The sequence below is a fragment of the Geobacter sp. 60473 genome (assembly GCF_036323535.1).
Taxonomy (GTDB): domain Bacteria; phylum Desulfobacterota; class Desulfuromonadia; order Geobacterales; family Geobacteraceae; genus Geobacter; species Geobacter sulfurreducens.
Map to the genome: position 1 here is coordinate 3,031,667 of NZ_AP028967.1, position 16,252 is coordinate 3,047,918.

The following is a 16,252-nucleotide window of genomic DNA, read 5'->3' on the forward strand; positions in this document are numbered from 1 at the left end:
CGAAGCGGTGAAAAGCGGAGGTGAATCCATGAGCGAGGGAACAATGATCACGGGAATGGGGGCAATACCCCACGATGGGGGGGTCGCGTTCCGCGTGTGGGCGCCCCATGCGGAGCGGGTGTCCGTCATCGGCTCATTCAACGGATGGGACGGCGACAAACACCCCCTGCAGGCCGAGGAGAACGGCTACTGGTACGCCGATGTGGCAGAAGCCCGTGTGGGCCATGAGTACAAGTTCCTGCTGACCACGGAAAAGGGGGAGTTACAGCGCATCGACCCCTATGCCCGCCAGGTGACCAACTCGGTCGGCAACGCCATCGTTCACGATCCGGGCTTCGACTGGCAAGGGGACGAATTCCGGCTCGCGCCGTGGAACGAGCTGGTCATCTACGAACTGCATGTCGGCACGTTCAACGAACCGGAAGACTCCGACCAGCCGGGCCAATTTTCCGCGGCATCGGCCCGTCTGGGTCACCTGAAAAAACTCGGCGTCAACGCGATCCAGATCATGCCGGTGGGCGAGTTTGCGGGGGATCGGTCGTGGGGTTACAACCCCGCCCATATCTTTTCAGTGGAAGTCGCCTATGGCGGCCCGTTGGCGTTCAAAAGGTTCGTCAAGCGCGCCCACCAGGAAGGGATCGGGGTAATTCTCGACGTGGTTTACAACCACCTGGGCCCCAGCGACCTGGACCTTTGGCAGTTCGACGGCTGGAGCGAGAACGATCGCGGCGGCATCTACTTCTACAATGACGACCGGGCCGTCACGCCGTGGGGAGAAACCCGGCCCGATTACGGCCGCGGCGAGGTCCGCCAATACATCCTCGACAACGTCTTTATGTGGCTCACGGAATACCGCGTTGACGGCATCCGCTTCGACTGCACCCAATTCATCCGCACCGTCAACGGTGTCGGCACGCAGGATCTGCCCGAGGGGTGGAGTCTGCTCCAGTGGATCAACGGCCAGGTCGCGCAGAAATTTCCCGGCCGGATCACGATCGCCGAGGATCTGCAGCACGACAGCTGGATCACCAGGGACATTGGCGCCGGGGGAGCCGGGTTCAGCTCCCAGTGGGACGCCATGTTCGTCCACCCCATCCGCCTGGCGGTAACCACTCCCGAAGACGAGCAGCGCTCGCTTGCCGCCGTCCGCGACGCCATCTGCTACCGCTACAACGACGACGCCTTCGACCGGGTCATCTACAGCGAATCCCACGACGAGGTGGCCAACGGCAAGGAGCGCGTGCCCCAGGAGATCAACCCGAACGACCCCAAGGGGTGGTACGCGCGGAAACGTTCGACCCTGGCCGCCGCCATGGTCTTCACGGCTCCCGGCATTCCCATGCTCTTCCAGGGACAGGAATTTCTCGAAGGCGAATGGTTCCGGGACACGGTCCCCCTCGACTGGGACCAAAAGGACGAGTTCCACGGCATCGTTCGGCTCTACCGCGACCTCATCCGGCTGCGGCTCAACCGCGACGGTTTCACCCGCGGCCTCTGCGGGCAGTTCACCCAGGTCTATCACCTGAATGAAGAACGCAAGGTCATCGCCTTCCACCGGTGGGACAAGGGGGGACCAACGGACGACGTCGTGGTCGTCGCCAACTTTTTCCGCGAGCCCCAGGATGGCTACGTCATCGGCTTCCCGGCCGCAGGGACCTGGAAGCTCCGGTTCAACAGCGATTGGCACGGCTACAGCGACGACTTCCAGAGTCATCCGAGCACCGACGTCGTCGCCGAACCGGGCGAGTGCGACGGCTTTCCCTTCCATGCCGTGCTTTCCATCGGCCCCTACAGCGTGCTGATTTTTTCGCAATGATGAGCAGCCACGGGCCCAAGGAGGAAATACCATGCGAAAACGAATAACCACCCAGGTCATCGAGGATATCATCCCCCCCGATGAAAACTGGCTGGATCTGGAAACCCTGGCCAAGGCGGAACTCACCTCCGAAGATCCGTCACACCCGATTGAGCTGGCGCTGAAACCCATCGAGGGGCCTGGCTGGCGGGCATCGGAATTGGGCCAGCAGACCGTCCGCCTCTTGTTTGACAAGCCGTTGCGGGTCCGGCGCATTTTTCTGATGTTTCGGGAAGAGGAGAAGGAACGTACCCATGAGTTCGTGCTGCGGTGGTCCTCGGACGGCGGCAGATCGTACCGGGAGATTGTGCGCCAGCAGTACAACTTCAGCGCTCCCCACAACACCCTGGAGATAGAAGACTATAAAGTCGATCTAGTGGGATTGACAACGCTGGAACTGAGTATCATCCCCGATATGAGCGGAGGGCTCGCCCGCGCATCGGTTGCGCAGTTCTGCCTGGCATAACAGGAAAAGTAAGCTGCAATTGCCTTTGTGTGATGGAAGGGTTGAGTTCATGAGACGTTTGACGATCTCCCTCATACTCAGTTTCTGCTGCGCGGTTTGCGTAACGGTTCCGGCCAAGGCCTCCGACCCCCTGGTGGCACTGAAACAGTTCGGAGATTTTCAGAAGATCGATATCAAACGCCTGCTGGAAGGTCAAATACTCTCCCATCGCGGACCGTTGATGGATTTTTCGCACGGCATCTCGTCCCAGCTCCTCTTTGCCGTGCCGACGACTCCGGCGAAGGTGGTCAAGCAGCTCCAGACATGGGACCCGACACGCTGTCCTTCTCTTAAGGTGTATGCCGCCCACGATCTGAACGACCCCGTCCAGCTCAAGGAATTCAACAGCCTACCCCTCTACCTCGATCCCGGAAAATATCCCGTCAGGTGGTTTTGGAACCAGACACTGGCCACCACTGAGCGCCGCTCGGATCTGAACCTGACTCAGTTTGAAGCAGTGGAGCTCAGCCGTTGCATCGGGAACGCCGCAAATGCTAATACCATTGGCGCCTGCTGGGACAAATTATTGTTCGCACGCGCATCGAATTTCCAGAGCACCGGCTTTAAAAACTCGCTCTCCTACGATTTCGACGTAGAACCTGTAAACCCGGTCTCCCATCTGCGATCCCTGCTCCTGGAGCAGACCCTGATCGCCCGTGAATTCGCCCCTCTCCTGCAGAGGGCAGGCCTGGTGGACGGACGAGTTGCCATGCCACCAATCAGACCAGCTTACTACTGGAGGCTATTCGAGGCCGATCACCGCGCCACCTTGAGCCTCGGAGCGTTTTACGTACTTCAGGTGGGCGACCATTACCAGGTGCTGGACCTCGAATATTATGTCAGCGGCACCTACTATACCTCCGCCACGCTCTACGAAATCTGGCCGATCCACGATGGCGGAAAAACCGGCTCTCTGGTCTGGGCCAACGTTCTCTGTTCTGCCCCTGCACTTCAGTTCGCGGCAGGGATTGAACGCCTCGCCTCCGGCATCATCTTAATCCTTGAATTCAAGAAATGTGTGCGCTGCTTCCAGGACAGCTTTAACACCCCATGACCGGTGCCTGTGCCAACATCGAGGGAATTGATATGAAAAGCGGATTTCCCCCGGCATTCTTTCTTGCTGCACTGCTGATAGCGCTGTTAGCAATGCCAGCCTGGAGTTCGGCCATCGAATTGAAGACCATCTCCCAGGAACTCGACGTCGGGTTGGGATACGCGGGGAAAGAAGCGACACAAATCGACTCTAGCGGTGAACTGAATACAAGCCTCAAATACGTTGCCTCGCTAAAGGTCTCCAGGGATCTGTTATTGCGGCTGGGCGCCGAATGGCAGCTTTATTCGTTCCCAAAACCACGGGACTCCGTGGTACCCCCTTCGCTGCAACAAGCCAATGCAATCATCGGCGTCGATTATCAGTTGGCCGAGCAATGGCTCATGCGCGCCGAACTACAACCGGGCATGTACGGCGATTTGAAACGGCTCGATGGAAGATACTTTGACGCTCCGCTCTTGATGGGCTTTGTCTACCTGATCGATGCCGATCTGCAGTGGTTCTTCGGCCTACGGGCTGACCTTAAAAGCCACTATCCGGTGGTTCCGGCAGTCGGCGTCCGCTGGAAGTTCGACGACCTCTGGACCCTGAACCTGATGTTGCCCAATCCGCGTCTGGAGTACGATGTTAACAGCAAGCTCCAGGCATACTTCGGCGCGGCGATACTGGGCGGGACCTACGTGGTCGGCGATCATTTCGGCGATGACCGCGGCCTCCCGCAGCTTAACAACGCTACGCTCGATTTCACCGAGGTGCGTCTGGGCCCCGGGTTGTCCTGGAAGGCTCGCCCCAATCTGAACGTGGATATCGAAGCCGGGTATGTGGTCCACCGAAGCTGGGATTTCTTTGATGAGAACATCAATTCGACCGGCAACCCAGGGCCCTATCTGCAACTGGGCCTTCGTGCCCGTTTTTGACGTATTTCCCGGCCGAGCGTGACTGCGAGAAACTAAACCGCCACGGAGGCAGCACCTGATCGACTGGAGCTGCGCGGCTATATCGGGACTCTCTATCGGTCGCAACTTCGTCCTGCCCCGTTAGGATGGCGATGAAAAAAAAGGGCGGTCCGGAGTGTATCCGGCCGCCCTTTCATGCGTTGCAGCAAGGCTCGTTCGCCCTACCCCATCTTGGCCAGAAGCGGCACGATGAGAAGCGACACGATGTTGATGATTTTGATCATCGGGTTCACGGCCGGGCCGGCGGTGTCCTTGTAGGGGTCGCCCACGGTGTCACCCGTGACGGCAGCCTTGTGGGCTTCACCACCCTTGCCGCCGTGGTGACCGTCCTCGATGTACTTTTTGGCGTTGTCCCAGGCGCCGCCGCCGGTGGTCATGGAGATGGCGACGAAAATACCCGTAACGATGGTGCCGACGATCACGCCCCCCAGGGCCTTGGGGCCGAGGGTAAAGCCGATGATGACCGGTGCGGCGATGGGAATGATGCCCGGGATCACCATTTCCTTGAGGGCGCTCTTGGTGACGATGTCGACGCAGGCGGCATAGTCGGGCTTGCCGGTGCCTTCCATGATCCCCTTGATCTCGCGGAACTGGCGGCGAACCTCTTCAACGACCGAGCCGCCGGCCTTGCCGACCGCCTCCATGCAGAGGGCGGCAAAGTAGTAGGGCAGCATGCCGCCCAGGAAGAGACCGACGATGATGTAGGGATCGGCCAGGCTGAACTCGATGTTCTGCCCCGCCAGCTTCAGCTCGTCCACGTAGGAGGTGAAGAGAATGACCGCGGCCAGACCGGCGGAACCGATGGCGTAGCCCTTGGTGACGGCCTTGGTGGTGTTGCCCACGGCGTCCAGGGGGTCGGTGACGGCGCGGACCGAATCGTCCAACTCGGCCATCTCGGCAATGCCGCCGGCGTTATCGGTAATGGGGCCGTAGGCGTCCATGGCAACGACGATGCCCGTCAGCGACAGCATGGACACGGCAGCGATGGCGATGCCGTACACGCCGGCGCACTGGAACGCCACGATGATGCCGGCGGCGATGACGATGATCGGCATGGCCGTGGACTTCATGGAAACGCCGAGGCCTGCGATGATGTTGGTGGCGTGGCCCGTGGTGGAGGCCTGGGCAATGTGCTTCACCGGGGCGTACTCGGTGGCGGTGTAGTACTCGGTGATCCAGAAGATGGCACCGGTGACCACCAGGCCGACGATGGCGGAGATGAAGATGCTGGTGGCGGAGTAGCCCGTGGGGTTCCCTTCGGGGAACATCGTAACCGTGACGAAGTAGAAGGCGATACAGGCGATGACGCCGGAAGCGATCAGCCCCTTGTAGAGGGCGGGCATGATCTTCTGGCTGGCGCCGAGCTTGACGAAGAAGGTGCCGATAATGGAGGCTATGATCGAGATACCGCCGAGGATCAGCGGGTAGGTCACCGCGCCGGAGAAGTTGTTGAAGGCGATGGCGCCCAGCAGCATGGCAGCGATGAGGGTAACGGCATAGGTCTCGAACAGGTCGGCGGCCATGCCGGCGCAGTCGCCCACGTTGTCGCCCACGTTGTCGGCGATGACCGCCGGGTTGCGTGGGTCGTCCTCGGGAATGCCGGCTTCTACCTTGCCCACCAGGTCGGCACCCACGTCGGCGCCCTTGGTGAAGATGCCGCCGCCGAGACGGGCGAAGATCGAGATCAGGGAGCCGCCGAAGCCGAGGCCTACCAGCTGGCTCACGATGTCCTTGACCGGAGCGCCGGGCATGAGCTTCTGCAGGACCAGATAGTAACCGGCCACTCCCAGGAGCCCGAGGCCGACCACCAGCATGCCGGTGATTGCCCCGCCCTTGAAGGCCACGTTGAGCGCCTTGTGGATGCCGGACTTGGCGGCTTCAGTGGTCCGGATATTGGCGCGAACCGAAACGAACATGCCGATGAAGCCGGTCAGGCCCGAGAAAATGGCACCGATGGCGAAACCGACGGCGGTTTTCATCCCCAGTGTGGCGAACAGGGCAATGAACATGACCACGCCGACCACGGCGATGATGGTGTACTGGCGCTTCATGTAGGCGCCGGCACCCTCCTGGACCGCTGCGGCGATCTGGCGCATCCGCTCGTTCCCCTGGGGGAGCCCCAGGATCCACTGGGCCGAGGCAAGGCCGTAGACAACGGCCGCCGCGGCGCAGGCCAGGGCGAAATAGACTGCGTACTGTTCCATGAACCAACCTCCTATGATAGATAGCCGAACAGGCCGTGTTTCCGCAAAAAAAGCCCCGCGTCCGCAGAGCGAAAAACGAAAAATTGTTATAGGAAACCATGCGAGTTGTCAACGTTAAAATGCCTCGCTCGCCCGGCGCGGCGACAATCGCGCAAAGAGGCTTGTTGACTCGTGCAAAGCCTGATACTATTTAACAATTATTGACGCAGACCATCAAATGCAATAAAATACCAATCACATGGAACAGAGAATTCAATTCAAACAATCAAAGCTTCAGGCCCTCGAAGCGGGGTGTCGCCAAAACGGGTTGGCCATGACCGTCCAGCGTCGGGTCATCATGGAGGCACTGGCGGAACGGACCGACCACCCCACGGCCGACCAACTGTATGATACGGTCAAGGGCCGTCTGCGCGGCATCTCTCGTACGACCGTGTATCGTGTCCTGGAAACCCTGGTGGGCATCGGGGTCGCGCAAAAGATCAGCAATCCGGAGGCAAAGGCCCGATTCGATGCGAACACCGAGCGTCACCATCACGCGGTCTGTTCCCGGTGCCAGCGGGTAAGCGACATTCACGACCCCCAGCTCAACTCGCTTCCGATGCCGGCCGGCGAGATCGGGGGATTCGTAATCACCGACTATTCCATCAACTTCAGCGGGCTGTGCGCCGACTGTCGTTAGATCAGTTTCTGACAAAAGGAGGGATTTCATGAAAAAATGGCGTTGCGTTGTCTGCGACTACATCCACGAAGGCCCCGAACCGCCCGACGTCTGCCCCGTCTGCGGCGTTGGCCCTGATCAATTCGAAGAAATAACCTGAGGGGGACCCGGCTCCACAGCATGATATACGCGTCAGCTGCACCAGGGAGGGGGTAGATAGATGGAGTTCGCAACACTGGAAGACATCATTCGTTTCGCTGTTCAACGGGAAGAAACAGCCTACCGCCTGTACAAGACGGCGGCAGAGAAAGCCACCAGCATAGCGGCACGCAAGATGTTCGAAGAGATGGCCAATGAGGAGGCAAGTCACAAGCACGCCTTTGAAAACCTGAACATCGAAGGGGCCGAGCGCTACACCTTTGCAGAACGGCCTGACATGAAGCTGGCGGAGTACATGGTCGACATCCCGTTCAGAGAAGACATGGACTACCCGGAGATTCTCCGCTATGCCATGAAAACCGAGGAATCGGCCTACAAACTCTACATGGCCGCGTCCGAGATGACCGACGACCCGAAACTTAAGCGGATGCTCACGGTGCTCGCCGACGTTGAAAAGGGTCACAAGCTGAAGGTAGAAACCCTGTACGACGAAAAAGTCCTCACCGAGATGTAGCAGGAACCGGCGGCCTGGATGCAGAGACGCCTCCACGCCCCTCCGGCCCTCCCCTTTGGTGAGGGCCGTTCATGTTTCAAGAGCACGTGAACAATCATTCCCAACCGACATCAGAAGGAGGTTACGCCAGTGAAAGCTGTTGAAATAAAACAAGGTGTGTTCTGGGTGGGCGCCGTTGACTGGGCGGTGCGCGACTTCCACGGTTATGAGACCCCGCGCGGCACCACTTACAACAACTTCCTCATCATGGACGAGGAAATCACCCTCATCGATACGGTGAAGTACGACTTCGCCGACCTGACGATCAAGAACATCGCCGGGATTGTCGATCCGGCACGGATCAAGAACATCATCATCAACCACATCGAAAACGACCATGCGTCCAGCCTTGACCGGATCATGGCCCTGGCCCCCCAGGCAACGATCTATATTTCCGACAAGGGGCGGAAGGGGATCGAACGGTTCTTCGACCTCTCCAACTGGAACGTGAAATCGGTCAAGACCGGCGACACCCTCTGCATCGGAGCCCGCACCCTCGAGTTCCTTGAAACCCCGATGCTCCACTGGCCCGATTCAATGGTGACCTATTCGCGCCTCGACCGCATCCTGTTCACCCAGGACGCGTTCGGCCAGCACGTGGCCTCGGCCAGCCGGTTCGACGACGAATTCGAGAAGAGTGATTCGGCCGCCGAGCTCGAGGATGCAGTCGTCGACTACTACGCCAACATCCTGATGCCTTTCGGCCAGATGATCAAAACCAAGATAGCGGAGATCCAGGCCAAGGGATTCGACATCGACATCATCGCACCGGACCACGGTCTCATCTGGCGCGCCAACCCGGGCAAGGTCCTCAACATGTATATGGACATGGCCAACGGGAAGGCGAACGAGTCGGTCGCCATCATCTACGATACCATGTGGCAGAGCACCGAGAAGATGGCGGTCCCCATTGCCGAGGGGATCAGGGCCGAAGGGCTCGACTGCCGCGTGGTGAAGCTGCGGGCCACCCCCATGAGCGTTGCCATCAAGGAGTTCTGGAAATCGCGCGGTGCCCTCATCGGCTCGCCAACCCTGAACAACATCCTCTACCCCTCCGTGGCCGAATTCTTGACCCATCTGCGGGGGCTGCGGCCCAAAAACAGGATCGTGGGCGCATTCGGCAGCTACGGCTGGGGCGGCGGCGCGGTAAGAGACGCCTACGAAGAATTCAAGAAGATGGGACTTCAGGCAGTCGAGCCGGGATTCCAGATACCCTATCGTCCTTCCCGGGCCGACGAGGAGGGAGCCTTCGAATTCGGCCGCAACTTCGCCCGGCAGGTCATCGAGTACCACAAGGGGTTCTGACGCCCTCTGCCCCGTGAATCCGCACCGGAACGGTCGTGGCCATGCGTGCCCCGCCCGTTCCGGCTTTCTTGCGCTTTGTTGCACGAACCTGTATCATCGAACCCCATGGACCTGAAGTACGGCGACACCTCATTTCCCCTGGCAATCCCCCCCGAGCGGCTCATGGGAGTCATCCGCCCGTCGGTGCCCGCACCGGACGGCGATCCGGCAGCCATTATCTCCGAAGCACTTGACCGTTGCGCCGACGCCATCGCCACCTTCAGGCCGGGCAAACGGGTCGTCATCGTAACCTCGGACATAACCCGTTACACCGGGAGCGAAATCTATCTTCCCCTGCTGGTGGAGCGTCTTGCGGCCGCAGGAATCCGGGAGCGCGACATTGAGATCGTCGTGGCCCTCGGCATCCACCGCAAGCAGACGGAACACGAGCACCAGCGGATCACAGGCCCCCTCTACGGCCGGATTCGCATTACGGACCATGAGTGCGACGACCCCGGCAAACTCGTCCTGATCGGCCGGACATCCACCGGTGTCGAGGTGGTGGTAAACCGCACGGTGGCGGAAGCCGACCGGGTGATCCTCACCGGGACCATAGGCTTTCACTACTTCGCCGGCTTCGGCGGAGGGCGCAAGAGCATCCTGCCTGGCGTGGCCGGCCGCGCCAGCTGCATGGCGAGCCACTACGCAGTCCTGAACCCCGTTGAAGGCACCGGCAGAAACCCTCTGGCCACCACCGGCAACCTGGAAGGCAACCCGGTCCACCAGACCATGGTCGAGGCCTGTGCCATGGTGAATCCTGAATTCATCCTGAACACGGTTCTCTCCCCCGACAAACGGATTATCGCCGCTTTTGCCGGCCACTGGCGCGAGGCCCATGAAGAGGGGTGCCGTTTCTACGCCGAACGGTTCACCTTTCCCCTGAAGGAACAGGCGGACCTGGTGGTCGTATCCTGCGGCGGCTACCCCAAGGACATCAACGTCATTCAGTCCCATAAGTCCATGGAGTACGGCTGTCAGGCCCTCCGCAGGGGAGGCGTCATGGTCCTGCTCGCCCAGTGCCGGGACGGTTACGGCAACGCAACGTTCTTCAACTGGTTCCGGTTCCAGGAACCGGATGCCTTCGAAGCGCGCTTGCGAAGCCACTACGAAATCAACGGCCAGACCGCCTTCTCCCTGCTGCAGAAGGCCCGAACCTTCAGCATCATCCTGGTCTCGGGCCTCCCCCCGGAGGAGGTGCGGACCATGGGAATGATTCCCGCCAGAACCCTCGACGAGGCCATGACAGCGGCGACGAGCCTGCTCCCGTCCGACTACGCCGCCTACGTCATCCCCGAGGGGGGAACGGTGCTGCCGATAGTGATGTAGGGGCAAACCTCGTGTTTGCCCGATCTTGGGCGATCACAAGGATCGCCCCTACAAGGACATTGCAACAATGATTGATTCCCGCGTCATTCAAGAATTGAAACAAATCGTCGGCACCGACAACGTGGCGACCGACCGCCAGGATCTGCTCTGCTACGGCTATGACGCCACCCAGATGGAATTTCTCCCCGACGCCGTGGTCCACCCGGGCTCGCCGGAGGAGATCGCCGCCATTCTGAAGCTGGCCAATGCGGAGCGCTTTCCGGTCTTTCCCCGGGGTGCCGGCAGCGGCTTCACCGGCGGCGCGCTCCCCAAGGGGGGCGGCATCGTCCTGGTTCTCACCCGACTGAACCGCATCCTTCGCATCGACACCGAAAATCTGATTGCCGAAGTGGAGCCGGGAGTCGTCACCGAGCAGTTCCAGCAGGAGGTGGAGAAGCTGGGGCTCTTCTACCCCCCCGATCCGGCCTCACTCAAGTTTTCCACCTTGGGCGGCAACGTGGCCGAGAACGCCGGCGGCCCCCGCTGCGTCAAGTACGGCGTCACCCGCGACTTCGTCATGGGTCTGGAAGTGGTGCTTCCCACCGGCGAAATCATCCGCACCGGCGGCGAAACCTACAAGGGAGTGGTCGGATACGACCTGACCCGCCTCCTGTGCGGCAGCGAGGGAACCCTCGGGGTCATCACCAAGATCATCTTCAAGCTGTTGCCACTGCCCGAGGCCAAGAAGACCATGCTGACCATCTTCGATTCCATCGACGGTGCGGCAAAGGCGGTCTCCACGATAATCGGCAACAAGATCATTCCCACGACCCTCGAGTTCATGGACCACGCCACCCTCCAGTGCGTGGAGAAGCGCTTCAATCTGGGGATTCCGGCAGAGGGGCGGGCGGTGCTCCTGATCGAGGTGGACGGAGACCGGGACCTGATCGAAAAGCAGGCGGCACGCATCCAGGACCTGATCAGGCCCCTGGGCCTCGTGGAATGCAAGATCGCCCGGGACGCGGCCGAGTCCGAGGCCCTCTGGAAGGTGCGGCGCCTGGTGTCGCCATCGTTGCGGGACGTGAATCCGGACAAGTTCAACGAGGACATCGTGGTCCCGCGCTCGAAGGTACCGGATGTCATCCGCGCCATCGACAATATCCGGCATAAGTACGACATTCCCATCGTCAACTTCGGTCACGCGGGGGACGGCAACATCCACGTCAACGTCATGGTCGACAAGTCCGTTCCTGGACAGGAAGAGAAGGCCCACCGGGCCATCGGCGAAATCTTCCAGGCAGCCCTGGACCTGAACGGCACCATGTCCGGCGAACACGGCGTTGGCCTGGCCAAGCAACCATACATCCATCTGGAGCTGAAACCGGCCCAGGTGGCGGCCATGCAGTCCGTCAAGAAGGCACTGGACCCGAACAACATTCTCAATCCGGGCAAGATGTTTCCCGCGTGATGCGGCGGCAGCCGCCAGGTACCCCGTGAGCGGCTTGCGGGCACAGATTCAGTTCCGCGCACTGCGCGACAAAGAAAGGTCGTAGATTTGGATCCGCTGAAACGCGTCGAAAACGAACTCAAAAAATGCGTCAAGTGCGGCGCCTGCCGCGCCCACTGCCCGGCCTTTGCCGCCTGGCAGCGGGAGCCGGCCGTGGCCCGCGGCAAGGTGGCCATCGCCCAGCACATCCTCAAGGGAGACATCGAGCTGGACGAGCAGACCTACGCGGTCATGTCCAAGTGCCTGCTCTGCGGCAGCTGCGTGGAAAAGTGCCCCAACGACGTGCCCACCGACGAGATCGTCGTCACCGCCCGGGAGTCCCTGGCCCGGCGCCGCGGACTCACCACCTTCCACAAGGCGGTGGGGCAGGTCATTAAAAACCGCCGGCTGATGTCCTTCGGAGCTCTTGCCGCCGCAATCCTGGGGCCGCTCTTTTTCCGCAAGGTCCCCCAGACCTCGGGGCTGCGCCTCCGCTTCCCCCTTCCCTTTGTGGGCAACCGCCGCCACATCCCCCAGATCGCCCGTAAACCCTTCATGGACCGTCACCCGGAAGTTATCCAGGGAGAACCGGGCAAACCACGTGTTGTCTTCTATGTCGGTTGCATGACCAACTTCGTCTACACCGAGGTGGGCGAAGCAGCCCTGGCTCTTTTCCGGCACCTGGGCTGTACCGTCATCATCCCTAAGGGGCAGGGCTGTTGTGGTCTTCCGGGCATGTCGGGCGGCGACCTGGATACGGTTCGCGGCCTTGCGGAACAGAATCTGGCGGCCCTTGAACGGCACGAGGCCGATTACATCATGACGGCCTGCGCCACCTGCGGCGGGGCGCTCCACAAATTCTACCCCGCCCTCATCGGGAAGCGGCATCCGGAACTGGCAGCGCGAATCAGGACCATTGCCGACAAAACGGTCGACGCCGCCCAGCTGCTCCGGCAACTCGGACTGCATCCAGAGGAGACGGGAGCCGGCGAGAATCTGAAGATCACCTATCATGACCCCTGCCACCTGCGGACCAGGAGCATCACCCGCCAGCCCCGCGAACTGCTGAAAAGCTCTCCGGGGGTCGAGCTTGCTGAGATGGAGGGCGCCGACAAATGTTGCGGACTTGGCGGGACCTTCAACGTCTACCACTATGACACGTCCCTGAAAATCAATGAGGGGAAGAGTGCAGCCATCGAAAAAACTGGCGCCGACGCGGTCGTCACCGGTTGTCCCGGCTGCATGATGCAACTCTCCGACGGGCTCAAGCAGCGCGGCAACCGTACCCGTGTCATGCATACCCTTGAAGTGCTCGCCCGGGCGCTCAAAAAGTAACCGCTGCGGGGGAGCGGGGTCACGTCCCGATCCCCCGTCCACGCTCTGCCGAAAAAGTCGTTCTAATTCTTACCACGCCCCGCTGAAAAGCCCTCCCTTCCCCTATCTTCACTGCCCACCCACCGTGAACTCTTAAGCCAAGATAAAAATTCTTTTATTGACATTACACGGCGAATTGAGGTATTACACAATCGAATAAAAACCGGTTTTATTTCTTAAAACACAACGACGCAGGAGAAGAACAGGAAGCCGGTTGCCGGCAACGCTTCCTCCCGCCGACGGCGTTGTGAGTGTTCCGGAGAGGTGGATGACCGAGTACAATATCGGGGCGAAAATCAAAAAGCTCCGTCTCGCCAAGAAGCTGACACTCCAGGCTGTGGCACGCGAGACCGGCTTTTCCCCGGCCCTCATCTCCCAAATCGAGAACAACAACGTTTCTCCACCCATCGCCACTCTTTCGAAGATCGCCAAGTTCTTCGATGTGAAGATCAGTCTTTTCTTCTCAGAGGATGAGGAGGAGTATCGCTATGAAGTGGTGCGGCGGGGCGAACGCAAGGTCATTCCGCGCGTTATCTCCCGGGCCGGCACCAGCCAGGGGTACTCCTACGAATCGCTCTCCTTCCGCAAGCAAAACAAGAAGATGGAGCCGTTTCTGCTGACGGTCACCGAAAAGGCCGCAGAAGAAAACACCTATAACCATGACGGTGAAGAGTTTCTGTTCGTCATGAAGGGAACGGCGGAACTTCTGCTCGAGGATGAGCGCGTTATTCTTGAAGAAGGTGACTGTGTCTATTTTGACTCCTCCCTGAAGCATCGCCTCCTTTCCAGGGATGGCAGTGAAGTGCAGGTTCTCGCCGTAGTCACCCGTTGAACGGGTATCATTCGAACAAGTTCATGGGGCCGGTCCGTTGCACGAGCCCCTTTTTTTATACAACGCTCCGTATACGGCAGATGGATTCACGGGGCCCGGCCCGGAAGTGACTGAGCCCCGGTTCACTTATGTGGATATTCATTAAGCAGAGGAGGAAGTGTGAATGAAGTGTGCAGTACGGCAGTCGCATGCAGCTAAATCCACGTACCGGAAGGATTGCGGAGATGTCCATGAAAGCAATTAAACCCTCATTGAACAACCCCTTTGACCCGCCCGAGAAAGTGGAATTCACCATTCCGGGAGAGATTTCACGCACGACCGGTCCCTACGAAGAGGCCATGAAAGAAGGTTACGACCTGATTCAACGCCCCATCAAGTCGGTCAGCATCGATCAGATCGAAAAGCAGCACTTCAAGAAACGGATGACCGTCTGGGAACGGATCAAGGTGCTTAGCGACAAGGAGCCCAACGTCCTCTACCAGAACTGGGGCAAGAACCTGGACGGCGCCTCGCTGGTGACCGCCATTCTCAATATCGGCGGACGCGACGTGGCGGTCTACGGCCACGACTTTACCGTACGCGCCGGCTCCATCGACGCCACCAACGGCAGCAAACTGGCCCGTCTCTTCAACATGGCCGGCGAAAAGGGGATTCCCCTCATCGGCATGAACGACTCCGCAGGCGCCTTCGTTCCGGCCGGGGTCGGCGGTCTCGACGGCTATGCCGAGGCGTTCACGGCGCTGCGCAAGATCAGCGGCGTAGTCCCCTCCATCATGTGCATGTTCGGCTTCAACGCCGGCGGCGGTTCCTACCTGCCGCGGCAGGGGAGCTTCGTCATTCAGCCCGCCGACACCTTCTTCGGCCTCACCGGGCCCGGCGTCGTCAAATCGGTTCTCGGCGAGGACATCACTCCCGATGAGCTTGGCGGCCCCAAGGTCCACGGCAAATCGGGCGTAGCCGACCTGACCGTCTCCGACGAGGTAGCTGCCCTCCGGACAGCTGTCCGGCTCCTCTCCTACATCCCTGACAACAACAGCGTGGGCGCACCGTTCCAGGAAACCAGCGATCCTCTGAACCGCAAAACCTGGGAGATCAACACCCTCCTGAAAAAGGCCTTCAACTCGCCGACCGGCTTCAACACTCCGTTCGACGTCTCCATCATCATCCAGCAAATCTGTGACCATGGTGACTACTTCGAACTGCAGCCTGAACGGGCAAAGGAAGCGGTAACGGCCTTCGGCCGCCTGGGGGGCCAAGTCGTGGGCTTCGTTGCCAACAACTCGGCCGTGGCTTCGGGTCAGATCGACTGCGACTCGGCGGTGAAAATTGCCCGCTTCGTCCGGTTCTGCAACATCTACAACATCCCCATCATCTTCATGGAAGACACCACCGGCTTCCTGCCGGGTCGCGAACAGGAAAGCCGCGGCATTGTCCAGGCCGGCCGCTCCATGCTCGACGCCATCGTCGACGTGCGCACCCCGCGAATCCTGCTGATTCTGCGCAACGCCTTCGGGGGCGCTTACGCCTCCTACAACAACTATCCCACCGGCGCCGACCTGGTGCTGGCCCTTCCCACCACCCGCCTCGCCGTCATGGGTCCTGCCGGCAAGGAATTCGTCTACAAGGACGAGATCCGCAAGATCCGCGGCGCCGTTGCCGACATGGTCAAGAAGGGGGTTGAAGAGCGCACCAAGGCTGGAATGGAGGCCGGTGCAGCCAAGAAGGATGCGGAGAAGGAAGCGGCCGAGTGGCTGAAGGGCCAGGAAGCCGCCCTGAATCAGCGGTACGAAAAAGAACTGATGAACCCGAAGGAAGGTCTGGCCCTGGGCTCCATCTCCTCCATCGTCATGCCGACCGATCTGCGCCAGGTACTCGGCGAAAACATCGCCTTCCTGATGCGGCACTACAAGCCGTCGCCCATGTGCGGCCCGCAGCGCGAATTCCACTAATCACTATTTTCTTTATCGAAT

At 60.2% G+C, this 16,252-nt stretch carries 14 protein-coding genes; 13 read left to right on the forward strand and 1 reads right to left on the reverse strand.

The window, feature by feature from the left end:
* The first annotated feature begins 28 nt into the window (after nt 1–28).
* The 4 genes from AABA48_RS13765 to AABA48_RS13780 are packed head-to-tail and all read left to right on the forward strand — an operon-like array spanning nt 29 to nt 4,328.
* Nucleotides 29–1,816 carry an alpha-amylase family glycosyl hydrolase gene (locus tag AABA48_RS13765; RefSeq protein ID WP_286350927.1) on the forward strand — a complete coding sequence of 596 codons (1,788 nt, stop codon included), beginning with the start codon at nt 29–31 and terminating at the stop codon, nt 1,814–1,816.
* A 31-nt stretch (nt 1,817–1,847) separates the two neighbouring features.
* Nucleotides 1,848–2,321, forward strand: a complete 474-nt coding sequence (locus AABA48_RS13770; protein WP_286350928.1) for a hypothetical protein — start codon at nt 1,848–1,850, stop codon at nt 2,319–2,321.
* A gap of 49 nt (nt 2,322–2,370) precedes the next feature.
* A complete protein-coding gene (locus AABA48_RS13775; protein ID WP_338270668.1) occupies nt 2,371–3,414 on the forward strand; it encodes a hypothetical protein in 1,044 nt (347 codons plus the stop codon).
* Nucleotides 3,415–3,446: 32 nt separating this feature from the next.
* A complete protein-coding gene (locus AABA48_RS13780; RefSeq protein ID WP_338270669.1) occupies nt 3,447–4,328 on the forward strand; it encodes a DUF6268 family outer membrane beta-barrel protein in 882 nt (293 codons plus the stop codon).
* A 200-nt stretch (nt 4,329–4,528) separates the two neighbouring features.
* On the opposite strand, the gene AABA48_RS13785 is transcribed toward AABA48_RS13780, so the two are convergent.
* Nucleotides 4,529–6,571 carry a sodium-translocating pyrophosphatase gene (locus AABA48_RS13785; RefSeq protein ID WP_214302778.1) on the reverse strand — a complete coding sequence of 681 codons (2,043 nt, stop codon included), beginning with the start codon at nt 6,569–6,571 and terminating at the stop codon, nt 4,529–4,531.
* A gap of 313 nt (nt 6,572–6,884) precedes the next feature.
* Between AABA48_RS13785 and AABA48_RS13790 the strand changes: the two genes are divergently transcribed.
* From AABA48_RS13790 to AABA48_RS13830, 9 genes are all read left to right on the forward strand, one after another.
* On the forward strand, nt 6,885–7,250 hold the full coding sequence (locus AABA48_RS13790; protein WP_232008931.1) for a Fur family transcriptional regulator: 366 nt from the start codon (nt 6,885–6,887) through the stop codon (nt 7,248–7,250).
* A 28-nt stretch (nt 7,251–7,278) separates the two neighbouring features.
* The gene (locus AABA48_RS13795; protein WP_119333837.1) at nt 7,279–7,389 is read left to right on the forward strand and encodes a rubredoxin-like domain-containing protein; all 111 of its coding nucleotides are present in this window, start codon (nt 7,279–7,281) and stop codon (nt 7,387–7,389) included.
* Nucleotides 7,390–7,449: 60 nt separating this feature from the next.
* Nucleotides 7,450–7,902 (forward strand): ferritin family protein, encoded by a 453-nt coding sequence (locus tag AABA48_RS13800; protein ID WP_338270670.1) that lies wholly within the window; start codon nt 7,450–7,452, stop codon nt 7,900–7,902.
* 129 nt (nt 7,903–8,031) lie between these two features.
* Nucleotides 8,032–9,246: an FprA family A-type flavoprotein gene (locus tag AABA48_RS13805; protein WP_119333839.1), complete on the forward strand. Its 1,215-nt coding sequence runs from the start codon at nt 8,032–8,034 to the stop codon at nt 9,244–9,246.
* Between the two features lie 105 nt (nt 9,247–9,351).
* Nucleotides 9,352–10,611, forward strand: coding sequence for a nickel-dependent lactate racemase (gene larA, locus AABA48_RS13810; protein WP_338270671.1), 1,260 nt, complete (start codon nt 9,352–9,354; stop codon nt 10,609–10,611).
* Nucleotides 10,612–10,678: 67 nt separating this feature from the next.
* Nucleotides 10,679–12,058, forward strand: a complete 1,380-nt coding sequence (locus AABA48_RS13815) for an FAD-binding oxidoreductase (protein WP_338270672.1) — start codon at nt 10,679–10,681, stop codon at nt 12,056–12,058.
* 87 nt (nt 12,059–12,145) lie between these two features.
* Nucleotides 12,146–13,411, forward strand: coding sequence for a (Fe-S)-binding protein (locus AABA48_RS13820; RefSeq protein ID WP_338270673.1), 1,266 nt, complete (start codon nt 12,146–12,148; stop codon nt 13,409–13,411).
* Nucleotides 13,412–13,718: 307 nt separating this feature from the next.
* Entirely contained in the window at nt 13,719–14,282 is a 564-nt protein-coding gene (locus AABA48_RS13825; protein ID WP_010943910.1) for a helix-turn-helix domain-containing protein, read from the forward strand.
* A gap of 224 nt (nt 14,283–14,506) precedes the next feature.
* Nucleotides 14,507–16,231 (forward strand): acyl-CoA carboxylase subunit beta, encoded by a 1,725-nt coding sequence (locus AABA48_RS13830; RefSeq protein WP_010943911.1) that lies wholly within the window; start codon nt 14,507–14,509, stop codon nt 16,229–16,231.
* The last annotated feature ends 21 nt before the right edge of the window (nt 16,232–16,252 follow it).

Bases quoted from the DNA above. Each gene is read 5' to 3' on its own strand.
- AABA48_RS13815 (WP_338270672.1), top strand. From the start codon at position 10,679: ATGATTGATTCCCGCGTCATTCAAGAATTGAAACAAATCGTCGGCACC.
- AABA48_RS13830 (WP_010943911.1), top strand. From the start codon at position 14,507: ATGTCCATGAAAGCAATTAAACCCTCATTGAACAACCCCTTTGACCCG.
- AABA48_RS13770 (WP_286350928.1), top strand. From the start codon at position 1,848: ATGCGAAAACGAATAACCACCCAGGTCATCGAGGATATCATCCCCCCC.
- larA (WP_338270671.1), top strand. From the start codon at position 9,352: ATGGACCTGAAGTACGGCGACACCTCATTTCCCCTGGCAATCCCCCCC.
- AABA48_RS13780 (WP_338270669.1), top strand. From the start codon at position 3,447: ATGAAAAGCGGATTTCCCCCGGCATTCTTTCTTGCTGCACTGCTGATA.
- AABA48_RS13785 (WP_214302778.1), bottom strand. From the start codon at position 6,571: ATGGAACAGTACGCAGTCTATTTCGCCCTGGCCTGCGCCGCGGCGGCC.
- AABA48_RS13795 (WP_119333837.1), top strand. From the start codon at position 7,279: ATGAAAAAATGGCGTTGCGTTGTCTGCGACTACATCCACGAAGGCCCC.
- AABA48_RS13825 (WP_010943910.1), top strand. From the start codon at position 13,719: ATGACCGAGTACAATATCGGGGCGAAAATCAAAAAGCTCCGTCTCGCC.
- AABA48_RS13775 (WP_338270668.1), top strand. From the start codon at position 2,371: ATGAGACGTTTGACGATCTCCCTCATACTCAGTTTCTGCTGCGCGGTT.
- AABA48_RS13800 (WP_338270670.1), top strand. From the start codon at position 7,450: ATGGAGTTCGCAACACTGGAAGACATCATTCGTTTCGCTGTTCAACGG.
- AABA48_RS13765 (WP_286350927.1), top strand. From the start codon at position 29: ATGAGCGAGGGAACAATGATCACGGGAATGGGGGCAATACCCCACGAT.
- AABA48_RS13790 (WP_232008931.1), top strand. From the start codon at position 6,885: ATGACCGTCCAGCGTCGGGTCATCATGGAGGCACTGGCGGAACGGACC.